Below are 19,177 nucleotides of genomic sequence, written 5' to 3' on the forward strand. Positions count from 1 at the left end.
AGCCCCATGCTGTCCCCCGCAGCGTTCACCTCAGGAGCCATGGCACTCGCCGTCGCCACCGCCCTCATCTCGGCCGCACCCCCCACCGGACCCACGGCATCGCCACAGGGACCGGCCCCCGCCGTCGCCGCCGCGCACGCGCCGGCGACGCAGGAAGCCCTCGCACAGGAAGCCCCCGCTCAGGAGGCCCTCGCGCAGAAGCCGTACATGGGATGGACCAGCTGGTCCATGCAGTCCAGCAAGTACCCCGGCCTCAACCCGCGGGGTGACTACAGCTATCTCACCGAGGCCAACGTGCTCAAGCAGGCGGACGCCATGGCCGCCAAGCTCAAGCCCTACGGCTACGAATACGTCAACATCGACGCGGGCTGGTGGCGCGACTGGCAGTGGAAGCCGCACTTCGACGCGTACGGCCGGCAGCAGGCCGACCCCGAGCGCTTCCCGAGCGGGATGAAGGCGGTGGCCGACCGCCTGCATTCCAAGGGCCTGAAGGCGGGCATCTATCTGCCGGTCGGGCTGGAGAAGGAGGGGTACGGCGAGGGCAAGGTGCCCATCTGGAACGCCCCCGGCTGCACCACCGGCGACATCGTACACAGCGATCTGCGCACCACCAACGGCTGGGACAGCGCGTACAAGATCGACTTCTCGCGGGCGTGCGCCCAGAAGTACATCGACTCCCAGGCGCAGCTGTTCGCAGACTGGGGCTACGACTTCCTCAAGATCGACGGCGTCGGCCCCGGCTCCTTCAAGAGCGGTGACAACTACGACAACCGCGCCGACATCGCCGCGTGGAAGCAGGCCATCGCCACCGCCGGGCGTCCCATCCACCTCGAACTCTCGTGGTCGCTGGACGTCGACTACATCGCCGACTGGAAGAAGCACTCCAACGGCTGGCGTATCGACACCGATGTCGAGTGCTACTGCAACACACTGGTGACCTGGGACAACTCCGTCGAGGACCGGTGGCGCGACACCCCGGCCTGGACCCGGCACGGGGGCCCGGGCGGCTTCAACGACCTGGACTCCCTGAACGTCGGCAACGGTGCGATGGACGGGCTGACCAAGGCCGAGCGCCAGAGCTACATGACCCTGTGGGCGATCTCCAAGTCGCCGCTGTACACGGGTGACGACCTCACCGGGCTGGACTCCTACGGCCTGTCCCTGCTCACCAACCGAGAGGTGCTGAAGCTCAATCAGCAGGCCTCGCCGGCGGCCCGGCCGGTGACCGCGGGCGACGGCCAGGTGTGGGGCGCGAAGAACCCGGACGGGACGTACACGGTCGCCCTGTTCAACCTGGGTGACGCACCGGCCGCGGTCACGGCCGACTGGTCCAGCCTCGGCTTCGGCGGCCGGGCCTCCGTGCGCGACGTGTGGAACAAGGAGAACCTCGGCCGGTACAACGGCGGCATCACCCAGGCCGTACCCGCCCACGGCTCACGGCTGTTCGTCGTACAGCCGGGCGGGCCCGCCCCGGCGATGACGGCCTACGAGGCGGAGGCCCCGGCCAACACGCTCGCCGGCAACGCGTCCGTCGCCGGCTGCGACGAGTGCTCGGGCGGCAAGAAGGTCGGCAACCTGTACGTCGGCGGCTCGCTCCGCTTCAACGAGGTCGTCGTCCGGAAGGCCGGCACCTACGTCCTCAACGTCTCCTACACCTCGGGAGACCCGCGGCAGATCCGGATCGGCGCGAACGGCGCGCCCGGCGCCACCTGGGGCTTCCCGTCCAGCGGCGGCTGGGGCGCGGCCGAGAGGATCAGCGTCCCCGTCACGCTGAAGGCCGGCAGCAACACGATCACGTTCGACAGCGGTTCCGGCTACTCGCCCGACATCGACCGGATCGACGTCCCGCAGCAGCAGCGGTCCTGAACCGGTGGCCGGGGGCGCCTGACCGCCCCCGGCCGCCCGCTCCTCCCCGAGGTCCCACGTCTCGTGCGGTCCTCGCCAACCTCCGCCCTGTCATGCCCCGATCACCGGAGTGCCTCGTGGACGACCAGCACCCGCACAGACCCGCACAGCCCAGCCGCCGGGGATTCCTCTCCCTCGCCACCGCCCTCGGCACGGCGACCGCTCTCGGCGGACTCCCTGCCTTCACCGCCACCGCGGCTCCGGTCCGGCCCACCGTCTCCCCGATGCTCTCCCCCGGTGCGACGACCCTGATGTGGTACCGCGCGCCGGCCGGTGAGCGGAAGATGATCGAGCAGGCCCTCCCGGTCGGCAACGGCCGGATCGGCGCACTGGTGACCAGCGATCCCGGCCGCGAGCTGGTCTACCTCACCGATGCCACGCTGTGGACGGGACACCGGAACGGCACACTCGACCAGGACGGCCAATTCCCCTACGCCCGCGAGAACTTCGGGAGCTTCACCCAGCTCACGCATCTGTCGATCGACATACCGGACCACGAACTCCAGGGCGTCTCCGGCTACCGCCGCAGCCTCGACCTCAGCCAGGGCCTGGTCAGCGCCCAGTACACCCGCGCGGGCGTGACGTACGAGCGGCAGATCTACGCCAGTCAGCCCGACGACGTGATCGTCGTCCGCCTCATCCAGCGCGGCGGCGGCCGCTACACCGGCTCCATCGGTCTCGACGGCACCCACGGCGAGACGACGGAGGCGGACGGTTCACGGGACACGCTCTGGTTCGGCGACGCCTTCGACAACGGGCTGCGCTACGGCGCGGCCGTCACCGCGACCGGCCGGGGCGGCTCCGTCTCGGTGCGGGGCGGTCGGATCACCTTCTCCCGCTGCTCGGAGCTCACGGTCGTCGTCACCGGCGGTACGAACTACGCGCCGAACGCGGCCCAGGACTACCGCGATCCGGATCTGGACCCGGCAGCACTCGCGCGCACGAAGGTGGCGGCCGCCGCCCGGCAGTCCTCCACGGCGCTGCTGCACACCCATGTGGCCGACTACCGGGCCCTGTTCGACCGGATGAGCCTCTCTCTCGGGGAGTCGACGGACGAGCAGCGACGTCTCGACACCTGGGAGCGGCTGAAGGCCCGTACGCAGAACGCGGAGCCGGACCCGGAACTGGAGGCGTTGTACGTCCAGTACGGCCGCTACCTCATGATCTCGGGATCGCGGGACGGACTTCCGCTCAACCTCCAGGGCCTGTGGCTGGACGGCAACGACCCGGACTGGATGGGCGACTACCACAGCGACGTCAACATCCAGATGAACTACTGGATGGCAGACCGCACCGGCCTCTCGCGCTGTTTCGACGCCCTGGCGGACTACTGCCTGGCGCAGCTGCCGTCGTGGAGCAAGCTCACCCAGGAGTTGTTCAACGACCCGCGCAACCGCTTCCGCAACACCTCCGGCGAGGTCGCGGGCTGGACCGTGGCGTACTCGACCAATGTGCACGGCGGTCTCGGGTGGTGGTGGCATCCGCCCGGCAACGCCTGGCTGTGCATGTCGTTGTTCGAGCACTACGAGTACACCCTGGACACGGCGTATCTGGCCCGTATCCACCCGCTGCTGAAGGGTGCCTGCGAGTTCTGGGAGACACGGCTCGTGGCGACGACGGTCACCGACCGGGAGACCGGCGACCCGCGAGAGATTCTGGTGGCGGACCGGGACTGGTCGCCCGAGCACGGGCCGCAGGACACCCGGGGCAACACGTATGCGCAGGAGGTGGTGTGGGCGCTGTTCGATCAGTACCGCCAGGCGTGCTCCGTGCTGGGCAGGGACGCCGCGTACAGCCGGACGGTGGGCGCGATGCAGGAGCGGCTGTATCTGCCGGAGGTGAGTCCGAAGACCGGGTGGCTCCAGGAATGGATGTCGCCGGACAACCTCGGCGAGACGACACACCGTCATCTCTCGCCGCTCATGGGGCTGTTCCCCGGCGACCGCATACGGCCCGGAGCCGTGTCCGGTGAACTCCTCGACGGCGCCACGGCCCTGCTCACCGCACGCGGCACGGAGAGCTTCGGCTGGGCGAACGCCTGGCGGTCGCTGTGCTGGGCGCGCCTGAAGAAGGCGGAGAACGCGTACCAGTTGTTCGCCAACAACCTCCGGCCGTCCACGGGTGGCGTCAACGGCACGGCGATGAACCTCTTCGACATCTACGAGGTCGAGAAGGGGCGCGGCATCTTCCAGATCGACGCCAACTTCGGCACGCCGTCCGCCGTGATCGAGATGCTCGTGTACGCGCGCCCCGGCCATGTCGAACTCCTGCCGGCACTGCCCGCCGCCTGGGCCGCGTCGGGTTCCGTGACCGGTGTCGGTGTCCGGGGCGGCTTCGTCGTCGACCTCGACTGGAGCGACGGCACGGTCGACCGGGCACGGCTCACCAGCGTCGGCGGGCGGACGACCGCGGTGTCGTCGCGGGGCTCGTCCCGAACGGTCACGCTGCGGCCGGGGCAGTCCGTCACCCTGCGGGACTTCGGGTGAGGGCGCGGCGCCGGGCCGTGCTCCTCGGGTCTGCGCTGGTCCTCGCTCTCTGCACGCCGGGACAGGCCTCCTCGGTACCGGCCACCGCGCCGGTGCCGGCTGCTGTGCGCGCGCAGGTGGTGACCTGGGCGGCGAGCGCGGACCGGATGGGCGACGCCGTCGCCGACCGCAGCCTCCGCCTCGTCGTCCACACCAGCACGGGTGGACGCGGACTGCGGATCCGGCTGTCCAACGCGTTCGGGGACCGGCCCGTGACCTTCGGGGCCGCCTACGCCGGCGTCCCCGCGCACGGAGCCGCGCTGGTGCCGGGGAGCAACCGTGGGCTGACCTTCGCCGGCTCCCGGTCCGTGACGCTCGCACCCGGCGAAGTCCGCTACAGCGACCCGCTGCCGGGGCAGGTGAAGGCCCGGAGCAATCTGGCGATCAGTCTCCACGTCCGGGACGCGGGGGGTCCGGCGACCGGTCACGGCATGGCCATGCAGACGTCGTACGCGGCAACGGGCGACCATGCTGCCGAGACCGGCGCGGACAACTTCGGTGAGCAGCACGGCTCCTGGCTCTACCTCGACGCACTCACCGTGGAGGCGGCGCCCGGCACGGGTGCGGTCGTCACCCTCGGAGACTCGATCACCGACGGCTGGCAGTCGTCGGTGGACAGGAACCGCCGCTGGCCCGACTATCTGGCCGGCCGGCTCCAGGCCGCCGGAGGCAGCGTGCGGGGCGTGGCGAACGAAGGGATCTCGGGCAACAAAGTACTCGCGGACGGCGCCGGACAGAGCGCCCTGCGCCGCCTCGACCGGGACGTCTTGTCGCAGGCGGGCGTCCGCACCGTCGTCGTCTTCGAGGGCATCAACGACATCAAGGCCCGCTCCGGGGTGGCGGCCGCCGACCTCGTCTCCGGCTACCGCGAGATCGCCGCCCGGGCCCGGGCGGCGGGAACCTGCGTGGTGGGCGGGACGGTGCTGCCGTTCAAGGGGTGGTCCGAGTGGGGCCCCGCCGAGGAGGCCGTCCGCAAGGAGGTCAACGACTTCATCCGGACCAGCGGCCTGTTCGACGCGGTGGCCGATTTCGACCGGGCGCTGAGAAGTCCGTACGACGAGGAAAGGCTGCTGCCGACCTTCGACGGCGGCGACCATCTGCATCCGAACGACAAGGGGATGCAGGCGATGGCCGACGCGGTCGACCTCACGGCGTTGGAGTGCGCCGACTGAGCACTGCCGCGCAATCCGCGTCAGCCGGCGTGGCTCCGACCGGCGTGCGGTGCGGCGGCGTTGAGCATCGCGTCGCCGCACAGCGCGGCGGCGCCGCACAGCGCGGATTCGGGGCGGAGGGGCACCCCGTTGGTGCGCAGCACGTCGCGGACGTCGCGGATCAGGGGGAAGATCTCCTGGTTCCAGTCCGCGCCCTGCTCGTCCCAGGCCCGCTGCTCCGCCTCGACCGCCATCCGGTCCTGGGCGAACACCCGTTCCGTGAAACGGCGGATGAGGGGCCAGGCGACGTGAAGGGCCCCGGGGATCGGCGGCTTCGCGATCATGAGCAGGCCGTAGACGTGGGTGAGGCGCTGCTCGATGTCCTCGGGTACGTAGGCCGCCCACAGGGAGAACGCGGGGAGTTCGGCGTTCTGCGGGACCGTCCGGAGGGTCTGGTAGGGGTACTCGGTGCGGATGGTGACGACGTCGGGCGAATCGGCGCCGCCGACACCCTCGGCGGACAGCAGACCGGCACCGCGGTCCTTCTTCCCGCCGGCGGGAACGAACAGGTACCGGGCCTCCACCGACCGCGGACCCGTGTCGAATCCGAGGAGCTTCGGCTGGATCCTGCCGAGGACGCCCCGGTGCAGGAACTGGTGGTTCATGTCGAGGAGGTTCTCGTGCATGAACGTGTAGTGGCAGCGCACGGTTCGGGAGAACGTCATGGTCCTGTGCCCGGCCGAGGCGAATTCCGGCAGTTCGGGAAGCGTTGTCGTGTCCGCCTTTTCCGGGTCGCCGGGAAACACGAAGACGAGGCCGTAGGCCTCACGGATCGGATAGGCGCGCACACCGCGCGGCGGCCGGTCGACCCCCTTGGGAAGATAGGGAATCTGCGAGATTCGGCCGTTTCCGCGGTAGGCCCAGGCGTGATAGCAGCAGCGGAGGGCCTCGCCCTCCACGACGCCCATACTCAAAGGCACCTGGCGGTGGGCGCAACGGTCCTCCAGCGCGTAGACCTTGCCGCTCTCGCCGCGATAGAGGGCGATCCGCTCACCGGCGAAGGTGGCCGCGAAGGTCTTGTTCTTGCGGACACTTTTCGACACGGCGACCGGGTACCAGAAATTCGGGTCGATACCGGTACGCCGAAGGTCGGTGACAGCCCCGAATTCCCGGTCGCGCGCGGCGAACGTGCCGTTCGTCGCCCCGGACGCAGTTGTCCCATGCGATGCGGACTGTTCCTCGGCCATGAGCGAGCCTCTCCGTGCAGGCAGGTCATTGGGTACCGGAGGGGAAACGGGAGGGAAGGGGACGCCGGAGGTGCTGAGCTGCTGTCCCGTCCGCTGCCGACCCTCAGGACCGTCCTATCATCTGGCCGTCCGGCCCGCAGCCGGGCCGGACGGGATGCGGTTCACGGCACCGGATGCTAAGGGCCGGCCCGATGGTCGGGCGCGAGGCGACCGGGGGTCCGGTATACGAGACCGATCACGGATTGCTTGACTCGCCGTCGTTGCCTACTGCAATCGTGGACATGCAGACGCGACTGGACCTCACACGGCGACGCCACGTCGACCTCGCCCGTGTCTCCAGCGCCTCTTGTTGCTGCGTCGCGGCCCGCTGACGGGCCGAATCCCCGCACCGCCGGCCCCTCCAGGGGTTCCGGGTCCGGGGATTTCCCTTGTTGCCGGCGTATGAACAATTCCGCGCCATTCCTCCATGGTTGTGCGCCTGAATTCAGCTGTTCCCGCATGTTCGTTCCGCCTGCCCGAATGCATCGAGATGACGCAGCAGCAGTCGGCCCGCCCACTCCCCCGAAGGAATTTCCATGGCCACCGTCCTGTCCGTCTCCGGCAGTCCCTCCGCGACCTCCCGCACCGTCCGTCTGCTGCGCCATCTGGACACACGACGGGCTCTCCAGGGCCATCAAGTGCTCCCGCTCGATGTCCGCACCGTCCCGGCGGAGGCGCTGCTGGGCGCCGACTTCCGGCATCCGGCGATCGTGGCGGCGGCCGAACTCTTCGCGCGCGCCGACGGAGTTGTCATCGGAACGCCGGTCCACAAGGCCTCGTACTCCGGTGTGCTCAAGGCGCTGCTCGATCTGCTGCCGCAGTACGCGCTCACCGGCAAGACCGCGCTGCCCCTCGCGACGATCGGCACCACCGCGCACGTCCTGGCCATCGACTACGCCCTGCGGCCGGTGCTGAGTTCGATGGGCGCGGCCCATGTGGCGAGGGCTGGTTCACGCTCGACCAGGACATCACCGTCCAGGAGAACGGCGGGCTCGCCATCGCGCCGCACGCGTCCGAGGCACTCGATCACGCCGTCGACCAGTTCTCGTCCGCGCTCGGCCGGACCGCCGTGCCAGCGGCGGCCGGCTGACGACTCCCGCGAGCCGCCTGCCGCCGTGGCGTCGAGGAGTTCGTGCTGTCCGGCTGTTCCGTGTCCGGAGAGGAGGCTGTCGACTCCCCGGCCCGTCAGACCAGGGCCGGGGTCTCGCAGTCCGTGCCGCGGATCTCGTGGAGGTGCAGTTCCACCCAGTCACGCAGCCGTCCGAGAGGTTCGGCGACACCGCGGCCCAGCGGGGTGAGCGCGTACTCGACATGCAGCGGCACGGCCGGGTAGACGGTCCGCTCGACGAAGCCGTGCGCCTCCAGCTTCCGCAGGGTGTTGGTCAGCACCTTGGGGCTGACACCCTGGAGCCGTCGCTGCACCGTGCCGAAGCGCTGCGGGCCCTCCTCCAGGGCGCCGATCGCGAGGGCCGACCACTTGCCCGCGAGCAGGTCGAGAACGTCCCGGCACGGGCACAGGGACGCGTACACATCGTGGTCCGCGTGCTGGCCCGTGGTGCAGGGTATGGGCATGGACGTCTCCTCGGTAGGGCTGTGACCTCGATACTTTCCCCGGGATAGTAGACGCCCTTGCGGGATACCACTACCCCACGGGTAGCGTTCCGGCGTTGTCGATCAGCTCGCCGGGGCCGTGCGCCCGCACACCCGGCACTTGTCTCAGGAGATGTACATGACCAGCAGCCCGACCATGCGCGCGATCACCCAGGACACCTTGGGGGGTCCGGATGTCCTGCGCCTCGCCGAGGTGGCGCGGCCGGAGCCGCTGCCCACCGAGGTTCTGGTGCGCGTGCACGCGGCCGGTGTGAACCCGGTGGACTGGAAGACGCGGGAGGGCGGCGGCATGGCCGGCGTCCTCGGTGAGCCGCCGTTCGTTCTGGGCTGGGACGTCTCGGGCGTCGTGGAGGCGGTCGGCTTCGGTGTCCACACCCTGGAGGTCGGCGACGAGGTGTACGGCATGCCGTGGTTCCCGCGCCAGGCCGGTGCGTACGCCGAGTATGTGACGGCTCCGGCACGGCAGTTCGTGCGCAAGCCGTCGACGGTCGGCCACGACCTGGCAGCCGCCGTGCCGCTGGCCGGGCTCACCGCCTGGCAGGCACTGGTCGACGCCGCGCGGGTCGAGCCGGGGCAGCGCGTCCTGGTCCACGCGGCGGCGGGCGGCGTGGGCCACTTCGCGGTGCAGTTCGCCAAGCACCTCGGCGCGCATGTGATCGGCACCGCGCGGGAGGCGAAGCACGACTGGCTGCGCTCGCTCGGAGCGGACGAGCTCGTCGACTACACCGCGGTCCGGTTCGAGGACGCGGTGAAGGACGTGGACGTCGTCATCGATCTGATCGGCGACGGTGTGGAGGAGACGAGCACCCGGTCGCTGGCGACCCTGCGCCCCGGCGGGACGCTGGTCGCCGTGCCGTCGGGCGTCTCCCCCGAACTGGTCGCCGCCGCCGAGGCCCGGGGCCTGATGGCGAAGCCGTACCTGGTGGAGCCGGACGGGCCCTCACTCGCCCGCATCGCCGCGCTCATCGACGAGGGCACGGTCCGGGTGGAGGTCGAGGACGTACTGCCGCTGGCGGAGGCGGCCGAGGCGCACCGCCGGGGCGAGCAGGGCCGTACCCGCGGCAAGCTGGTACTGCACGTGGCCGGCTGACCGCGGTTCCGGGCGGGCTCAGAGCAGGGCCAGTTTGCCGACCAGCTTGCCGACCTGGTTGCGCGGACCGACGAAGCTGACGGCGAGGTAGGTCAGGTCCTCCCTCTTCGTGCCGGCCAGCTGGTCGAGGTATTCGTCGTAGACGCGTGAGGTCTGTGCGGCTTCGGGCATGTCGGCGACGAAGAAGCCCTCCTTGCCGACGGCCCTCTCCCGCAGTTCCCGGACGGTCGCGGTGTCGGCGGCGAGCACGGAGCAGCCCGCCCAGGGCAGACCGGCGTGCGGGGTGCCGGAGCCGTCCTCGCCGTCGCTGCCGAGGAGGTCGGGCAGGGCCTTGCCCACCGCCGCGGCCATACAGGCCGCCGCGTTCGCCGCTCTCCCGGCGGGCAGGTCCTCGTCGACGACGACGACCCATTTCAGCGGCGCCCGGCGGGTCGGGATGTCGGTGCGTACGTCGGTCCGGGGCAGCCGAGCGGCTGCCACGTTGTGGTGATCGGTCATACCGCGAAACGCTAATCACTCATGCGTACTCTATGGAGTTCTGCCGAACGTCGTCAGGCAAAGGAGAGTATTCATGGAACTTGATGCGCTCGACTGGGCTCTTCTGCGGGAGCTGCAGCACGATGCACGGCAGACGAACCGCGATCTGGCGGCCAAGACCGGTGTCTCCCCCTCCACCTCACTGGAGCGGGTCAAGTCGCTGCGCGAGCGCGGCGTCATCGGCGGTTATCACGCGGCGCTCGACCTGACGGCGGTCGGACGGCCGGTGCAGGCCCTGATCTCGGTCCGGATCAGACCGCCGTCCCGTCCGGTCATCGAGGGGTTCCGCGAATGGGCGGCCCAACTGCCGGAGACCATCGGCCTGTTCGTCACCTCGGGGCCGTTCGACTTCCTCATCCATGTCGCCGTGCCCGATGTGAACGGCCTGTACGCCTTCGTCATCGACCGGCTCACCGAGCGCCGTGAGGTCGCGGACGTGCAGTCGACCATGGTGTACGAGCATGTGCAGTCCCGCGCCATCACGGCTCCGGCGGCGCGGCGCCGGACGGGTTGAGCGCCGGGCGCCCGCTGTGTGCGGCCCCTCGGGCGCCCGTGCGGTCGGAGATGCCCTGGCCCCAGCGACGGTCGGGGTCCCCCTGGCTCCCGCTGTGGTCGCAGGTGCCCGGGTTGCCGGAGCCGGCCACGTCCCCGTGCCGCGGGTCGGTCAGGAACCGCCCCGCCAGGCGTGCACCTCCTCGGTTCCCGCCGAGCTGCCCCAGGTCCAGTCGGCGATCTCGGGCATGTCCGTGCCGTGCTCGCGGATCCAGTCGTGGTGGCGGTTGCGCATGTCGGCCATCGCCTGACGGAGCGCGATGAGCCGGACGGAGAGCCCCGGGACGCGGTCCACGACGTCCATCACCAGCCGGTAGCGGTCCAGGTCGTTGCGGACGACCATGTCGAACGGCGTGGTGGTGGTGCCCTCCTCCTTGTAGCCGCGGACATGCAGATGGGCGTGGCCCGCGCGGCGGTAGGCGAGGCGGTGGATCAGCCAGGGATAGCCGTGGTAGGCGAAGACGACCGGCCGGTCCCGGGTGAACAGGGCGTCGAACTCGGGGTCCGTCATGCCGTGCGGGTGTTCCTCGTGCGGCATGAGCCGGGCCATGTCGACGACATTGACCACCCGTACGGACAGCTCCGGGGCGTGCCGTCGCAGCAGTTCCGCGGCCGCCAGCGTCTCCTGGGTCGGTACGTCGCCCGCACACGCGAGCACCACGTCGGGTTCACGGGTGCCGTCCTCCGTACCCGCCCAGGCCCACGCTCCGGCACCGCGCGCGCAGTGGGCGCGGGCCTCGTCGAGGCTGAGCCAGTCGAAGGTGGGCTGCTTGCCGGCGATGATGACGTTGACGTACTCCCGGCTGCGCAGGACGTGATCGGCCACCGACAACAGTGTGTTGGCGTCCGGCGGGAGATAGACGCGGACGACCTCGGGGCTCTTGTTGAGGACATGGTCGACGAAGCCCGGGTCCTGGTGCGAGAAACCATTGTGGTCCTGTCGCCAGACGTGTGAGGTCAGCAGGTAGTTCAGCGAGGCGATGGGCCGGCGCCAGGTCAGCCGGCGGGAGGTCCTGAGCCATTTGATGTGCTGGTTGACCATGGAGTCGACGATGTGGGCGAAGGCCTCGTAACTGGAGATGAGGCCGTGGCGGCCGGTCAGCAGATAGCCCTCGAGCCAGCCCTGGCACAGATGCTCGGACAGCACCTCCATCACCCGGCCGTCGCGGGCGAGATGCTCGTCGGTGGCGTACACCTCGGCCTGCCAGGCCTTGTCGGTGACGTCGTACAGGGCGCCGAGACGGTTGGACTCCGTCTCGTCCGGGCCGACGACGCGGAAGTCCCGTCGTTCGGCGGTCGCCCGCATCACGTCGGCCAGCAGGGTGCCGAGCACCCGGGTGGGCTCGTGCAGCGTGGCGCCCCGTTTGTCGACGGCGACGGCATGCTCTTCGAGGGCGGGCAACGGCAGTTCGCGGACCAGGAGTCCGCCGTTGGCGTGCGGTGTCGCGCCGAGGCGCCGCTCGCCGCCCGGGACGCAGGCGAGCACCTGGGGGACGGGCCGGCCGGCGGCGTCGAACAGCTCCCCGGGGCGGTAGGAGCGCAGCCATTTTTCGAGGTGCCGCAGATGTTCGGGGTTCTCCCGGACGCCGGACAGCGGCACTTGGTGGGCGCGCCAGGTGTTCTCGACCGGCAGGCCGTCGACTTCCGCGGGTCCGGTCCAGCCCTTGGGGGTACGCAGGACGATCATCGGCCAGTGGGGACGCTCCTTCACGCCGTCCCTGCGGGCGGTGCGCTGGATCTCCTCGATGCGGTCGAGCGCCTTGTCCATCGCCGCCGCCATGGCACGGTGCACGGTCGCGGGGTCGTCACCCGTGACGTGCAGGGGTTCGTGACCGTAGCCGCGCAGCAGGTCGTCCAGCTCGGCCTCGGGCAGCCGGGCGAGGACGGTGGGGTTGGCGATCTTGTAGCCGTTGAGGTGCAGGACGGGCAGGACGGCACCGTCGTGGACGGGGTCGAGGAACTTGTTGGAGTGCCAGGACGCGGCGAGCGGCCCGGTCTCCGCCTCTCCGTCGCCGATCACGCACGTCACGACCAGGTGCGGGTTGTCGAAGGCCGCGCCGTAGGCATGGGTGAGTGCGTAGCCGAGCTCGCCACCCTCGTGGATGGATCCGGGCGTCTCGGGGGCGACATGGCTGGGCACCCCGCCGGGGAAGGAGAACTGCCGGAACAGCCGTTCCATCCCCGCCGCGTCACGGCTCACGTCGGGGTACGTCTCGGAGTAGGTGCCCTCCAGCCAGGAGTTGGCGAGGACGGCCGGGCCGCCGTGGCCCGGTCCCCAGACGCACAGGGCCTCCAACCCACGTGCCTTGATCACCCGGTTGAGGTGGGTGTGGACGAGGTTCAGCCCGGGTGAGGTGCCCCAGTGACCGAGCAGCCGCGGTTTGATGTGTTCGGGTCGCAGCGGCTCCGTCAGCAGCGGGTTGGCCAGCAGGTAGATCTGGCCGACGGCGAGGTAGTTGGCTGCCCGCCAGTGGGCGTCCAGAGCGGCCAGTTCCGTGTCGCTGAGGCGTGCCGGGGCGGGTGCGGTGGCGTCGTCCATGGGTGTGGGCTCCTGTCGGCGTCAGCTCGCGCGGTCGGGTGCTGCGCCGTGCCAGATCGTGGTGATGTTGCAGAACTCGCGGATGCCGTGGTCCGAGAGCTCCCTGCCGTAGCCGGAGCGCTTGGCACCGCCGAAGGGCAGTGCGGGGTGCGAGGCGGTCATGCCGTTGAAGAAGACGCCACCCGCCTCGATGTCCCGCTCGAACCGGCGCACATCGCTCGCGTCGCGGGTCCAGGCGTTGGAACTCAGACCGAACGGGCTGTCGTTGGCGAGCGCGACGGCTTCCTCCGCGTCGGCCACCCGGTAGACAGTGGCCACCGGGCCGAACGTCTCCTCGCGGTGGATGCGCATCTCCTCGGTCACATCCGCCAGGACGGTGGGCTCGTAGAACCAGCCCCGGTCCTGTCCCTTGGGGCGTCCGCCGCCGCACAGCGCGGTCGCGCCGCGCTCCAGCGCGTCGTCGACGAGCTCCTCGAGGTCGGCGCGCCCCTGCTCGGTGGCGAGCGGGCCGACCTGCACGGACTCGTCCATCGGGTTGCCGACGGTGAGTTCGCGCATCCTGGCGGTGAAGCGCTCCACGAAGGCGTCGTACACGTCGGTGTGCACGATGAAGCGCTTGGCGGCGATGCAGGACTGCCCGTTGTTCTGCACCCGGGCCGTCACGGCCGTGGCCGCGGCACGGTCGATGTCGGCGGACGGCATCACGATGAACGGGTCACTGCCGCCGAGCTCCAGAACGGTCTTCTTCACCTCGTCGCCGGCGATGGCGGCCACCGAACGGCCGGCGGGCTCACTGCCGGTCAGGGTCGCCGCGGCCACCCGGCTGTCGCGCAGGATGTCCTCCACGGCGCCGGAACCGATCAGCAGGGTCTGGAAGCACCCCTCGGCATAGCCCGCGCGAAGGAAGAGGTCCTCCAAGTACAGGGCGGTCTGCGGCACGTTGGAGGCGTGCTTGAGCAGTCCGACGTTGCCGGCCATCAGAGCCGGGGCGGCGAACCGCATGACCTGCCAGAGCGGGAAGTTCCAGGGCATGACGGCGAGCACGACACCGAGGGGCCGGTAGCGGACGATGACCCGGGAGGCCCCGGAGTCCTTCACGTCGGCGGGGTCGGGGTGCTCGTCGGCGAGGAGCTTCTCGGCGTGGGAGGCGTACCAGCGCATCGCCTTGGCACACTTCGCCGCCTCCGCACGTGCCGCCGCGATGGGTTTGCCCATCTCGGTGGTCATGACGCGGGCGATCTCCTCCTCGTCGTCGCCCAGCAGATCGGCGGCTCGGTCCAGGAGCTGCGCGCGCCGGCCGAAGTCGGTGAGTCGGTGTTCGGCGAAAGCGTTCCTCGCGAGCGCGAGACGCCGTTCGATCTCATCGGCTCCGAGCGCGTCGAAGGTCCTGAGCGTCTCACCGGTGGCCGGGTCGACCGTGGCGATGGGCATGGGCACTGTCCTCCTCGAACTCGGTTCTTCGACACGTGCGCGCCGCCGGCCGTCCGCCAGCGGCGGACGGCCGTCAGCTGCCGCCGCTGGAAAGCCGCAGCTGTACGTCCTTCTCCTGGTCACCCGCCGCCATGCCCTGCTCCTCCACGGTGAAGGCGGAGGCGAGAGTCTCCTGGATCCGGTCGACGGCCCAGTAGCCGCCCTGGATCTCGGCCTCGACAGGCTCGGACAGCTCTACGGGTCCGGGGGCCGTGTGTGTACCGGAGACGTCGAACGTCGCCGTCCACACGGTCGCGTGATCGCCCGAGACGTACTGGGGGGCGTCCCCGTCGTCGCGGTCGGACGCATGCGACTGTCCCAGCGCCCGGAAGACCTTGTCGGCGTCCTCCTTGGCGCAGCCGGTGATGCTCACCACGACAGGTGTGGAGCTCTGTTCGGCACTGTTCACCGTGATTCCTCGCTCTCCGTGCGGTGTTCGCGGGGGCCGTTGAGGGCCGACTGTGGATGGGTTCGCGTCGGTGGGGGCGCGATGCACTCGGCGGCGAACCCGATGCGTGTGGGGGCCGGGGCTGTATGGGGCCACCGGCGGGGGGTGGCTGTAGCGGTGCGGGAGCGCGGGGCGGTCGGTACGGCTCCGGCGGTGCCGGCCGCGCTGAGCTGCCGACCGGAAGTTCCGGTGCGCCCTGCACGCTGTACGGCTCCGGCGGTGCCGGCCGCGTTGGGCCGGCAGGCAGGGCGCCGCTGGGCACCTGGCCGATCCTCGCGCCGAAGGACGACCCTGCCGAGCCGCCGTTCAAAGGCCCGGGGATGCGCTGCGCACCGGGTCGGTGACCAGATCGGTGCGTTCTCGTGGCGGGGGCCGGGCTGCGGGCCCCGCGCGGAGCGACGGCGGTCGTCGCCGCGGTGACGGGGCAGGGCCTGTCCCGGCGTGCGCGGCGCCGCGCCGGCGCGGATGTCAGCGACTCGGGCGGCATGCCCCGCCCGGCCCGCGGCGTAGACCGCGAACCGGGCCGTAAGGGCGACGACGGTGCATGCGGCAGGCGCGGAGCCCAGGACGGCCGCCTCGGCCCGCGGCCCCAGGACCCTCGCCCCGCCCGCGGCCGCGGGCCCGCGTGCCACCGGCCCCCACTCACGCGTGCCCATCGACGATGTCGGCTCGGTCACCCGCAGCGTGCCGGCGAACCTCGCGGCCCCGACGACGTCGTCCACCGTCGCGGCAAGCCAGCGGGAGACAGCCACCGGCCCCGCGCCGGCCGGGCCGTCGAGGGCGAGGAGTCCGGCGATGTCGCGCGCTGGCCGGGCACGAGCCTCGATCACGGCCCGGCACCTGCCGAGCGGATCCGATCCCGTGAGCGGCCGGAACACGGCCCGGCTGCGGATCGGCTCGAACACGCCCATCGGATTCCTCTCGCTTTCCTCTTCCTCCGGTGCGGCTGTGGATGCGGGCCGGGAGGGGTGGCGCCCCTCCAGGCTCGCCCGACTCGGCGCGGGGTGCGAGCCCGGTCAGCCGGATGGCTCGTCGGGGACCGGCTGCTCGGGGTGGACGGAGCCGCTGCGCGGCTCTCCGGTCCGGCCCGCGCCCGACTCGTCCGCGTCCGGCAGGCTCCGATCGGCCTTGTCGTCGTCGCTCCTGCCGCTCCGGCGGCCCGACTCGTCCTCGTTCTCGGTCTCGTCGGAGGAGGCGCGAGGGATGTCCAGCGCGTCGTCACCGCCGAGGTTCTGCTGGTCGGGAGGGTCGCGGGGTACGGGCTGGTCGGGCTCGTGATCGCTCTGCACGGGATCCTCCTGCCGACGGTCCGTCATGGTCCTTCCTTTCTGCCCGGCCTGGCGGCCGGCCTGTCGCACGGTCAGCGGGCGGCGGCCTGCCGGACGGTCCGCATCGCCCGCTCGAAGCAGGCGGTGGCCGCGGTACAGCGATCACGCACCTCGCGTCCCCGGCAGCTCGATCTCCGCCCGGGCCGGTGCCGCGTCGGAGAGGGAAAACTCCGGGTCCTCGGTCACCCGGACCGCACGGCGCCGCCTCTCCATCGTGTCCCCGCCGCCCCGCCCGGGCGCGCGGTGTCGCGGTGGACGGCGCATGTGCTCAACTCCTTGTCGTCCTCGGCACCTCACTGCGCCCGCCGGGTACCCGAATGCCCACGGAATAACGGCCGGACAAGAAAACGTTCACTGTGCACATACTTGACTCGCCAGTGCACACCCAGGTTCGTCCGGCAGGGGCCGGGCGAACGTTGCTGTTCCCCCGCACATGGCGCGAACCGCTGGACCCAGTCAGCCCCCGGAGGCCGCCCGCATGCCGCACACGACAACCGAAGAGCCGGTAGGCGCCGAGCCGGGCGGCGGACTGCCCGCCGCAGGGGGACGGGGCATTCGTGGCATCGTGCCCGTTCTCGCGTTCGCCGGCATCACCGTCGCGGTCATGCAGACCCTGCTCGTGCCCGTCATCAAGGATCTGCCGGTCCTGCTGAGCACCAGCCCGGCCAACGCGACCTGGGTGATGACGGCCACCCTGCTCGCCGGTGCGGTGGCCACCCCGATCATGGGACGGCTCGGTGATCTCTACGGTAAGCGGCGGATGCTGCTCGCCAGCCTTGCGGTCATGGTCGTCGGCTCGCTGATCTGCGCTTTCACCGACGACCTGGTCACGATGATCGCCGGCCGCGCGCTCCAGGGCTTCGCCATGGGCGCGATACCGCTGGGGATCGGCATCATGCGCGACGAGTTGCCACGCGAGCGGCTCGGTTCGGCGATGGCCCTGATGAGCTCGTCGATCGGGGTGGGCGGCGGCCTCGCCCTGCCCGCGGCGGCCCTCGTCGCCGAGCACACCGACTGGCACACGCTCTTCTTCGCCTCGGCGGGTCTCGGTCTACTGTCGATGCTGCTCACGGTGCTCGTGGTGCCGGAGTCCTCGCTGCGCGCCAAGGGCGGCTTCGACCTGGTGGGGGCCTTCGGGCTGAGCGCCGGCCTGGTGTCCCTGCTGCTGCCGGTCACCAAGGGCGGCGACTGGGGCTGGGGCTCCCCGACGACGCTGGGTCTGTTCGGCGTCGCGGTGGTCGTGCTGCTCCTCTGGGGCGTGTGGGAGCTGCGCAGCGCCGCCCCACTGGTGGATCTGCGGACCACCGCCCGGCGCGAGGTGCTGCTCACCAATCTGGCGTCGATCATGGTCGGCGTCGCGTTCTACGCCGTCTCGCTCGTCCTTCCCCAACTTCTCCAGCTGCCGGAGTCGACCGGCTACGGTCTCGGCCGCTCCATGGTGGTGGCGGGACTCTGCGTCGCGCCGCTGGGTCTGACGATGATGTTCGTCGCCCCGGTCTACGCACGGATCTCCGCCCGGCGCGGGCCCAGGGCGACCCTGCTGCTCGGCATGCTGGTCATCGCGATCGGCTACGGCGCCGGTCTCGGCCTGATGAGTGCCGCCTGGCAGACCGTCGTCATCTCCGTCGTGCTCGGCGCCGGCATCGGTCTCGCGTACTCGTCCCTGCCCGCCCTGATCACCGGCGCGGTCGACCCGTCCGAGACGGGCGCGGCGAACGGCCTGAACACGCTGATGCGGTCGATCGGCACGTCCGTGTCGAGTGCCGTGATCGGCATGGTGCTCGCGCACACCGCCGTCCCGATGGGCGATGTGCTCGTGCCGAGCATGAGCGGTTTCCGGATCTCGTTCCTGATCGCCACCGGCGCGGTGCTCGCCGGGCTGGTGCTGGCCGCGTTCCTGCCGACGCAGAAGACGCCGGGGCGGCTCACCCTGCGCGCCCGCAGCGACGAGCCGGGCGCCGGACCCGCGCTCGACGGCGAGGCCGCCGCCGGTGCTGCCGGGGCCGCGGGCGTACGGGGTTCTCAGACGGCCACGCGCGGTGCCGCGGGAGGCTGAGACCGCCGCCGCACCCAGACGAGCAGAATGACCGAGGCGACAGCGGCCAGCGCACACCAGGGGGAGACGAACTCCTCCCGCCACAGCAGGAGGCAGAACACCGCGCCCACCCCCGCCACGATGCCGAGCAGTCGCAGCGCCGGGTCCCGGGCGAGGAGCAGCGCTCCGACCGTGGCCAGCAGGTAGCCGGCGATGATCAGCGGCGAGCGCGGCAGATCGAGGAGATACCCGACGGTGTGGCCGCGGATCTCGGCCGTGACCGTCCGCGTGGCCAGGCAGTAGGAGAGTACGGCGGCGGTCGCGAGGCCGGCCGCGACGGGGACTGCGAGCCGCTTGCGCACCTGGGCGGGCTCGGTGAGCAGGACTCCGAACGGTACCCACAGCGGCAGCAGGGGCAGATCGATGGCGGCCCAGGCGCAAGTCGCCGCACCCGACCCGCCGCCGCTGCGCCAGACGAGTGACTCGATGATCTGGTGTGCCCCGAGGAGCAGGGGCAGCGCCGCAGATCGCGGACCCGACGGACCCGGGCCACGCAGACGACGCCGATCGCGGCGATGCCGGTGCCCGCCACCAGGTCCGCCGTCGCACTCCAGCACATGGGGTAGGTGTTACCCGAGGGGGACGCATTCGTACCCGCGGACCACGGAGCGCGTGGTAATTTCGGTATACCCGTTGTATG

Annotated in this window: 14 protein-coding genes and 2 pseudogenes; 7 read left to right on the forward strand and 9 right to left on the reverse strand. The window is 71.0% G+C overall.

Annotation, left to right across the window (positions count from 1 at the left end):
• Window positions 1-6 precede the first annotated feature (6 nt).
• The 3 genes from ABTX78_RS01330 (at window position 7) to ABTX78_RS01340 (ending at window position 5,602) form a co-directional block, all read left to right on the forward strand.
• The gene (locus ABTX78_RS01330) at window positions 7-1,866 is read left to right on the forward strand and encodes an alpha-galactosidase D (protein WP_352204742.1); all 1,860 of its coding nucleotides are present in this window, start codon (window positions 7-9) and stop codon (window positions 1,864-1,866) included.
• 92 nt (window positions 1,867-1,958) lie between these two features.
• Window positions 1,959-4,391 (forward strand): glycosyl hydrolase family 95 catalytic domain-containing protein, encoded by a 2,433-nt coding sequence (locus ABTX78_RS01335; RefSeq protein WP_502993720.1) that lies wholly within the window; start codon window positions 1,959-1,961, stop codon window positions 4,389-4,391.
• 17 nt (window positions 4,392-4,408) lie between these two features.
• Window positions 4,409-5,602 (forward strand): SGNH/GDSL hydrolase family protein, encoded by a 1,194-nt coding sequence (locus ABTX78_RS01340; RefSeq protein ID WP_502993721.1) that lies wholly within the window; start codon window positions 4,409-4,411, stop codon window positions 5,600-5,602.
• A 20-nt stretch (window positions 5,603-5,622) separates the two neighbouring features.
• Here ABTX78_RS01340 and ABTX78_RS01345 read toward each other — a convergent pair whose 3' ends face one another.
• Entirely contained in the window at window positions 5,623-6,828 is a 1,206-nt protein-coding gene (locus ABTX78_RS01345; protein ID WP_352204744.1) for a Rieske 2Fe-2S domain-containing protein, read from the reverse strand.
• Between the two features lie 575 nt (window positions 6,829-7,403).
• Here ABTX78_RS01345 and ssuE point away from each other — a divergent pair.
• Window positions 7,404-7,957: pseudogene (gene ssuE / locus ABTX78_RS01350) on the forward strand (NADPH-dependent FMN reductase).
• Window positions 7,958-8,052: 95 nt separating this feature from the next.
• On the opposite strand, the gene ABTX78_RS01355 reads toward ssuE, so the two are convergent.
• Window positions 8,053-8,439 (reverse strand): winged helix-turn-helix transcriptional regulator, encoded by a 387-nt coding sequence (locus ABTX78_RS01355; protein WP_352204745.1) that lies wholly within the window; start codon window positions 8,437-8,439, stop codon window positions 8,053-8,055.
• Window positions 8,440-8,596: 157 nt separating this feature from the next.
• On the opposite strand from ABTX78_RS01355, the gene ABTX78_RS01360 reads away from it, so the two are divergent.
• Complete coding sequence (locus tag ABTX78_RS01360) at window positions 8,597-9,568, forward strand: NADP-dependent oxidoreductase (RefSeq protein ID WP_352204746.1); 972 nt, start codon at window positions 8,597-8,599, stop codon at window positions 9,566-9,568.
• Window positions 9,569-9,586: 18 nt separating this feature from the next.
• Here the strand turns inward: ABTX78_RS01360 and ABTX78_RS01365 are convergent, their stop codons facing one another.
• A complete protein-coding gene (locus ABTX78_RS01365) occupies window positions 9,587-10,066 on the reverse strand; it encodes a DUF2000 domain-containing protein (protein WP_352204747.1) in 480 nt (159 codons plus the stop codon).
• Window positions 10,067-10,139: 73 nt separating this feature from the next.
• Between ABTX78_RS01365 and ABTX78_RS01370 the strand changes: the two genes are divergently transcribed.
• Window positions 10,140-10,619, forward strand: a complete 480-nt coding sequence (locus ABTX78_RS01370; RefSeq protein ID WP_352204748.1) for an Lrp/AsnC family transcriptional regulator — start codon at window positions 10,140-10,142, stop codon at window positions 10,617-10,619.
• A gap of 150 nt (window positions 10,620-10,769) precedes the next feature.
• Here the strand turns inward: ABTX78_RS01370 and ABTX78_RS01375 are convergent, their stop codons facing one another.
• The 5 genes from ABTX78_RS01375 to ABTX78_RS01395 all read right to left on the reverse strand — a co-directional run bounded on the left by ABTX78_RS01375 (window position 10,770) and on the right by ABTX78_RS01395 (window position 16,706).
• Window positions 10,770-13,196 carry a phosphoketolase family protein gene (locus ABTX78_RS01375; RefSeq protein ID WP_352204749.1) on the reverse strand — a complete coding sequence of 809 codons (2,427 nt, stop codon included), beginning with the start codon at window positions 13,194-13,196 and terminating at the stop codon, window positions 10,770-10,772.
• Between the two features lie 21 nt (window positions 13,197-13,217).
• On the reverse strand, window positions 13,218-14,627 hold the full coding sequence (locus ABTX78_RS01380) for an NADP-dependent succinic semialdehyde dehydrogenase (RefSeq protein WP_352204750.1): 1,410 nt from the start codon (window positions 14,625-14,627) through the stop codon (window positions 13,218-13,220).
• Between the two features lie 73 nt (window positions 14,628-14,700).
• Window positions 14,701-15,075: a hypothetical protein gene (locus ABTX78_RS01385; protein ID WP_352204751.1), complete on the reverse strand. Its 375-nt coding sequence runs from the start codon at window positions 15,073-15,075 to the stop codon at window positions 14,701-14,703.
• A gap of 1,055 nt (window positions 15,076-16,130) precedes the next feature.
• A complete protein-coding gene (locus ABTX78_RS01390; protein ID WP_352204752.1) occupies window positions 16,131-16,430 on the reverse strand; it encodes a hypothetical protein in 300 nt (99 codons plus the stop codon).
• A 114-nt stretch (window positions 16,431-16,544) separates the two neighbouring features.
• Window positions 16,545-16,706 (reverse strand): hypothetical protein, encoded by a 162-nt coding sequence (locus tag ABTX78_RS01395; RefSeq protein WP_352204753.1) that lies wholly within the window; start codon window positions 16,704-16,706, stop codon window positions 16,545-16,547.
• Between the two features lie 214 nt (window positions 16,707-16,920).
• Between ABTX78_RS01395 and ABTX78_RS01400 the strand changes: the two genes are divergently transcribed.
• Window positions 16,921-18,498, forward strand: a complete 1,578-nt coding sequence (locus ABTX78_RS01400; RefSeq protein ID WP_352204754.1) for an MFS transporter — start codon at window positions 16,921-16,923, stop codon at window positions 18,496-18,498.
• Here ABTX78_RS01400 and ABTX78_RS01405 read toward each other — a convergent pair.
• Window positions 18,465-19,096 (reverse strand): annotated as a pseudogene (locus ABTX78_RS01405) (DUF6629 family protein). The gene ABTX78_RS01400 and the pseudogene ABTX78_RS01405 overlap by 34 nt on opposite strands.
• Window positions 19,097-19,177: the final 81 nt, after the last annotated feature.

This window comes from Streptomyces sp. NPDC096193, assembly GCF_040302905.1.
Lineage (GTDB): Bacteria > Actinomycetota > Actinomycetes > Streptomycetales > Streptomycetaceae > Streptomyces.

What these genes read in the sequence shown, in the direction of transcription:
- ABTX78_RS01330 (WP_352204742.1), top strand. Translation starts at nt 7, where the DNA reads ATGCTGTCCCCCGCAGCGTTCACCTCAGGAGCCATGGCACTCGCCGTC.
- ABTX78_RS01335 (WP_502993720.1), top strand. Translation starts at nt 1,959, where the DNA reads ATGCCCCGATCACCGGAGTGCCTCGTGGACGACCAGCACCCGCACAGA.
- ABTX78_RS01345 (WP_352204744.1), bottom strand. Translation starts at nt 6,828, where the DNA reads ATGGCCGAGGAACAGTCCGCATCGCATGGGACAACTGCGTCCGGGGCG.
- ABTX78_RS01355 (WP_352204745.1), bottom strand. Translation starts at nt 8,439, where the DNA reads ATGCCCATACCCTGCACCACGGGCCAGCACGCGGACCACGATGTGTAC.
- ABTX78_RS01360 (WP_352204746.1), top strand. Translation starts at nt 8,597, where the DNA reads ATGACCAGCAGCCCGACCATGCGCGCGATCACCCAGGACACCTTGGGG.
- ABTX78_RS01365 (WP_352204747.1), bottom strand. Translation starts at nt 10,066, where the DNA reads ATGACCGATCACCACAACGTGGCAGCCGCTCGGCTGCCCCGGACCGAC.
- ABTX78_RS01370 (WP_352204748.1), top strand. Translation starts at nt 10,140, where the DNA reads ATGGAACTTGATGCGCTCGACTGGGCTCTTCTGCGGGAGCTGCAGCAC.
- ABTX78_RS01375 (WP_352204749.1), bottom strand. Translation starts at nt 13,196, where the DNA reads ATGGACGACGCCACCGCACCCGCCCCGGCACGCCTCAGCGACACGGAA.
- ABTX78_RS01380 (WP_352204750.1), bottom strand. Translation starts at nt 14,627, where the DNA reads ATGCCCATCGCCACGGTCGACCCGGCCACCGGTGAGACGCTCAGGACC.
- ABTX78_RS01390 (WP_352204752.1), bottom strand. Translation starts at nt 16,430, where the DNA reads ATGACGGACCGTCGGCAGGAGGATCCCGTGCAGAGCGATCACGAGCCC.
- ABTX78_RS01395 (WP_352204753.1), bottom strand. Translation starts at nt 16,706, where the DNA reads ATGCGCCGTCCACCGCGACACCGCGCGCCCGGGCGGGGCGGCGGGGAC.
- ABTX78_RS01400 (WP_352204754.1), top strand. Translation starts at nt 16,921, where the DNA reads ATGCCGCACACGACAACCGAAGAGCCGGTAGGCGCCGAGCCGGGCGGC.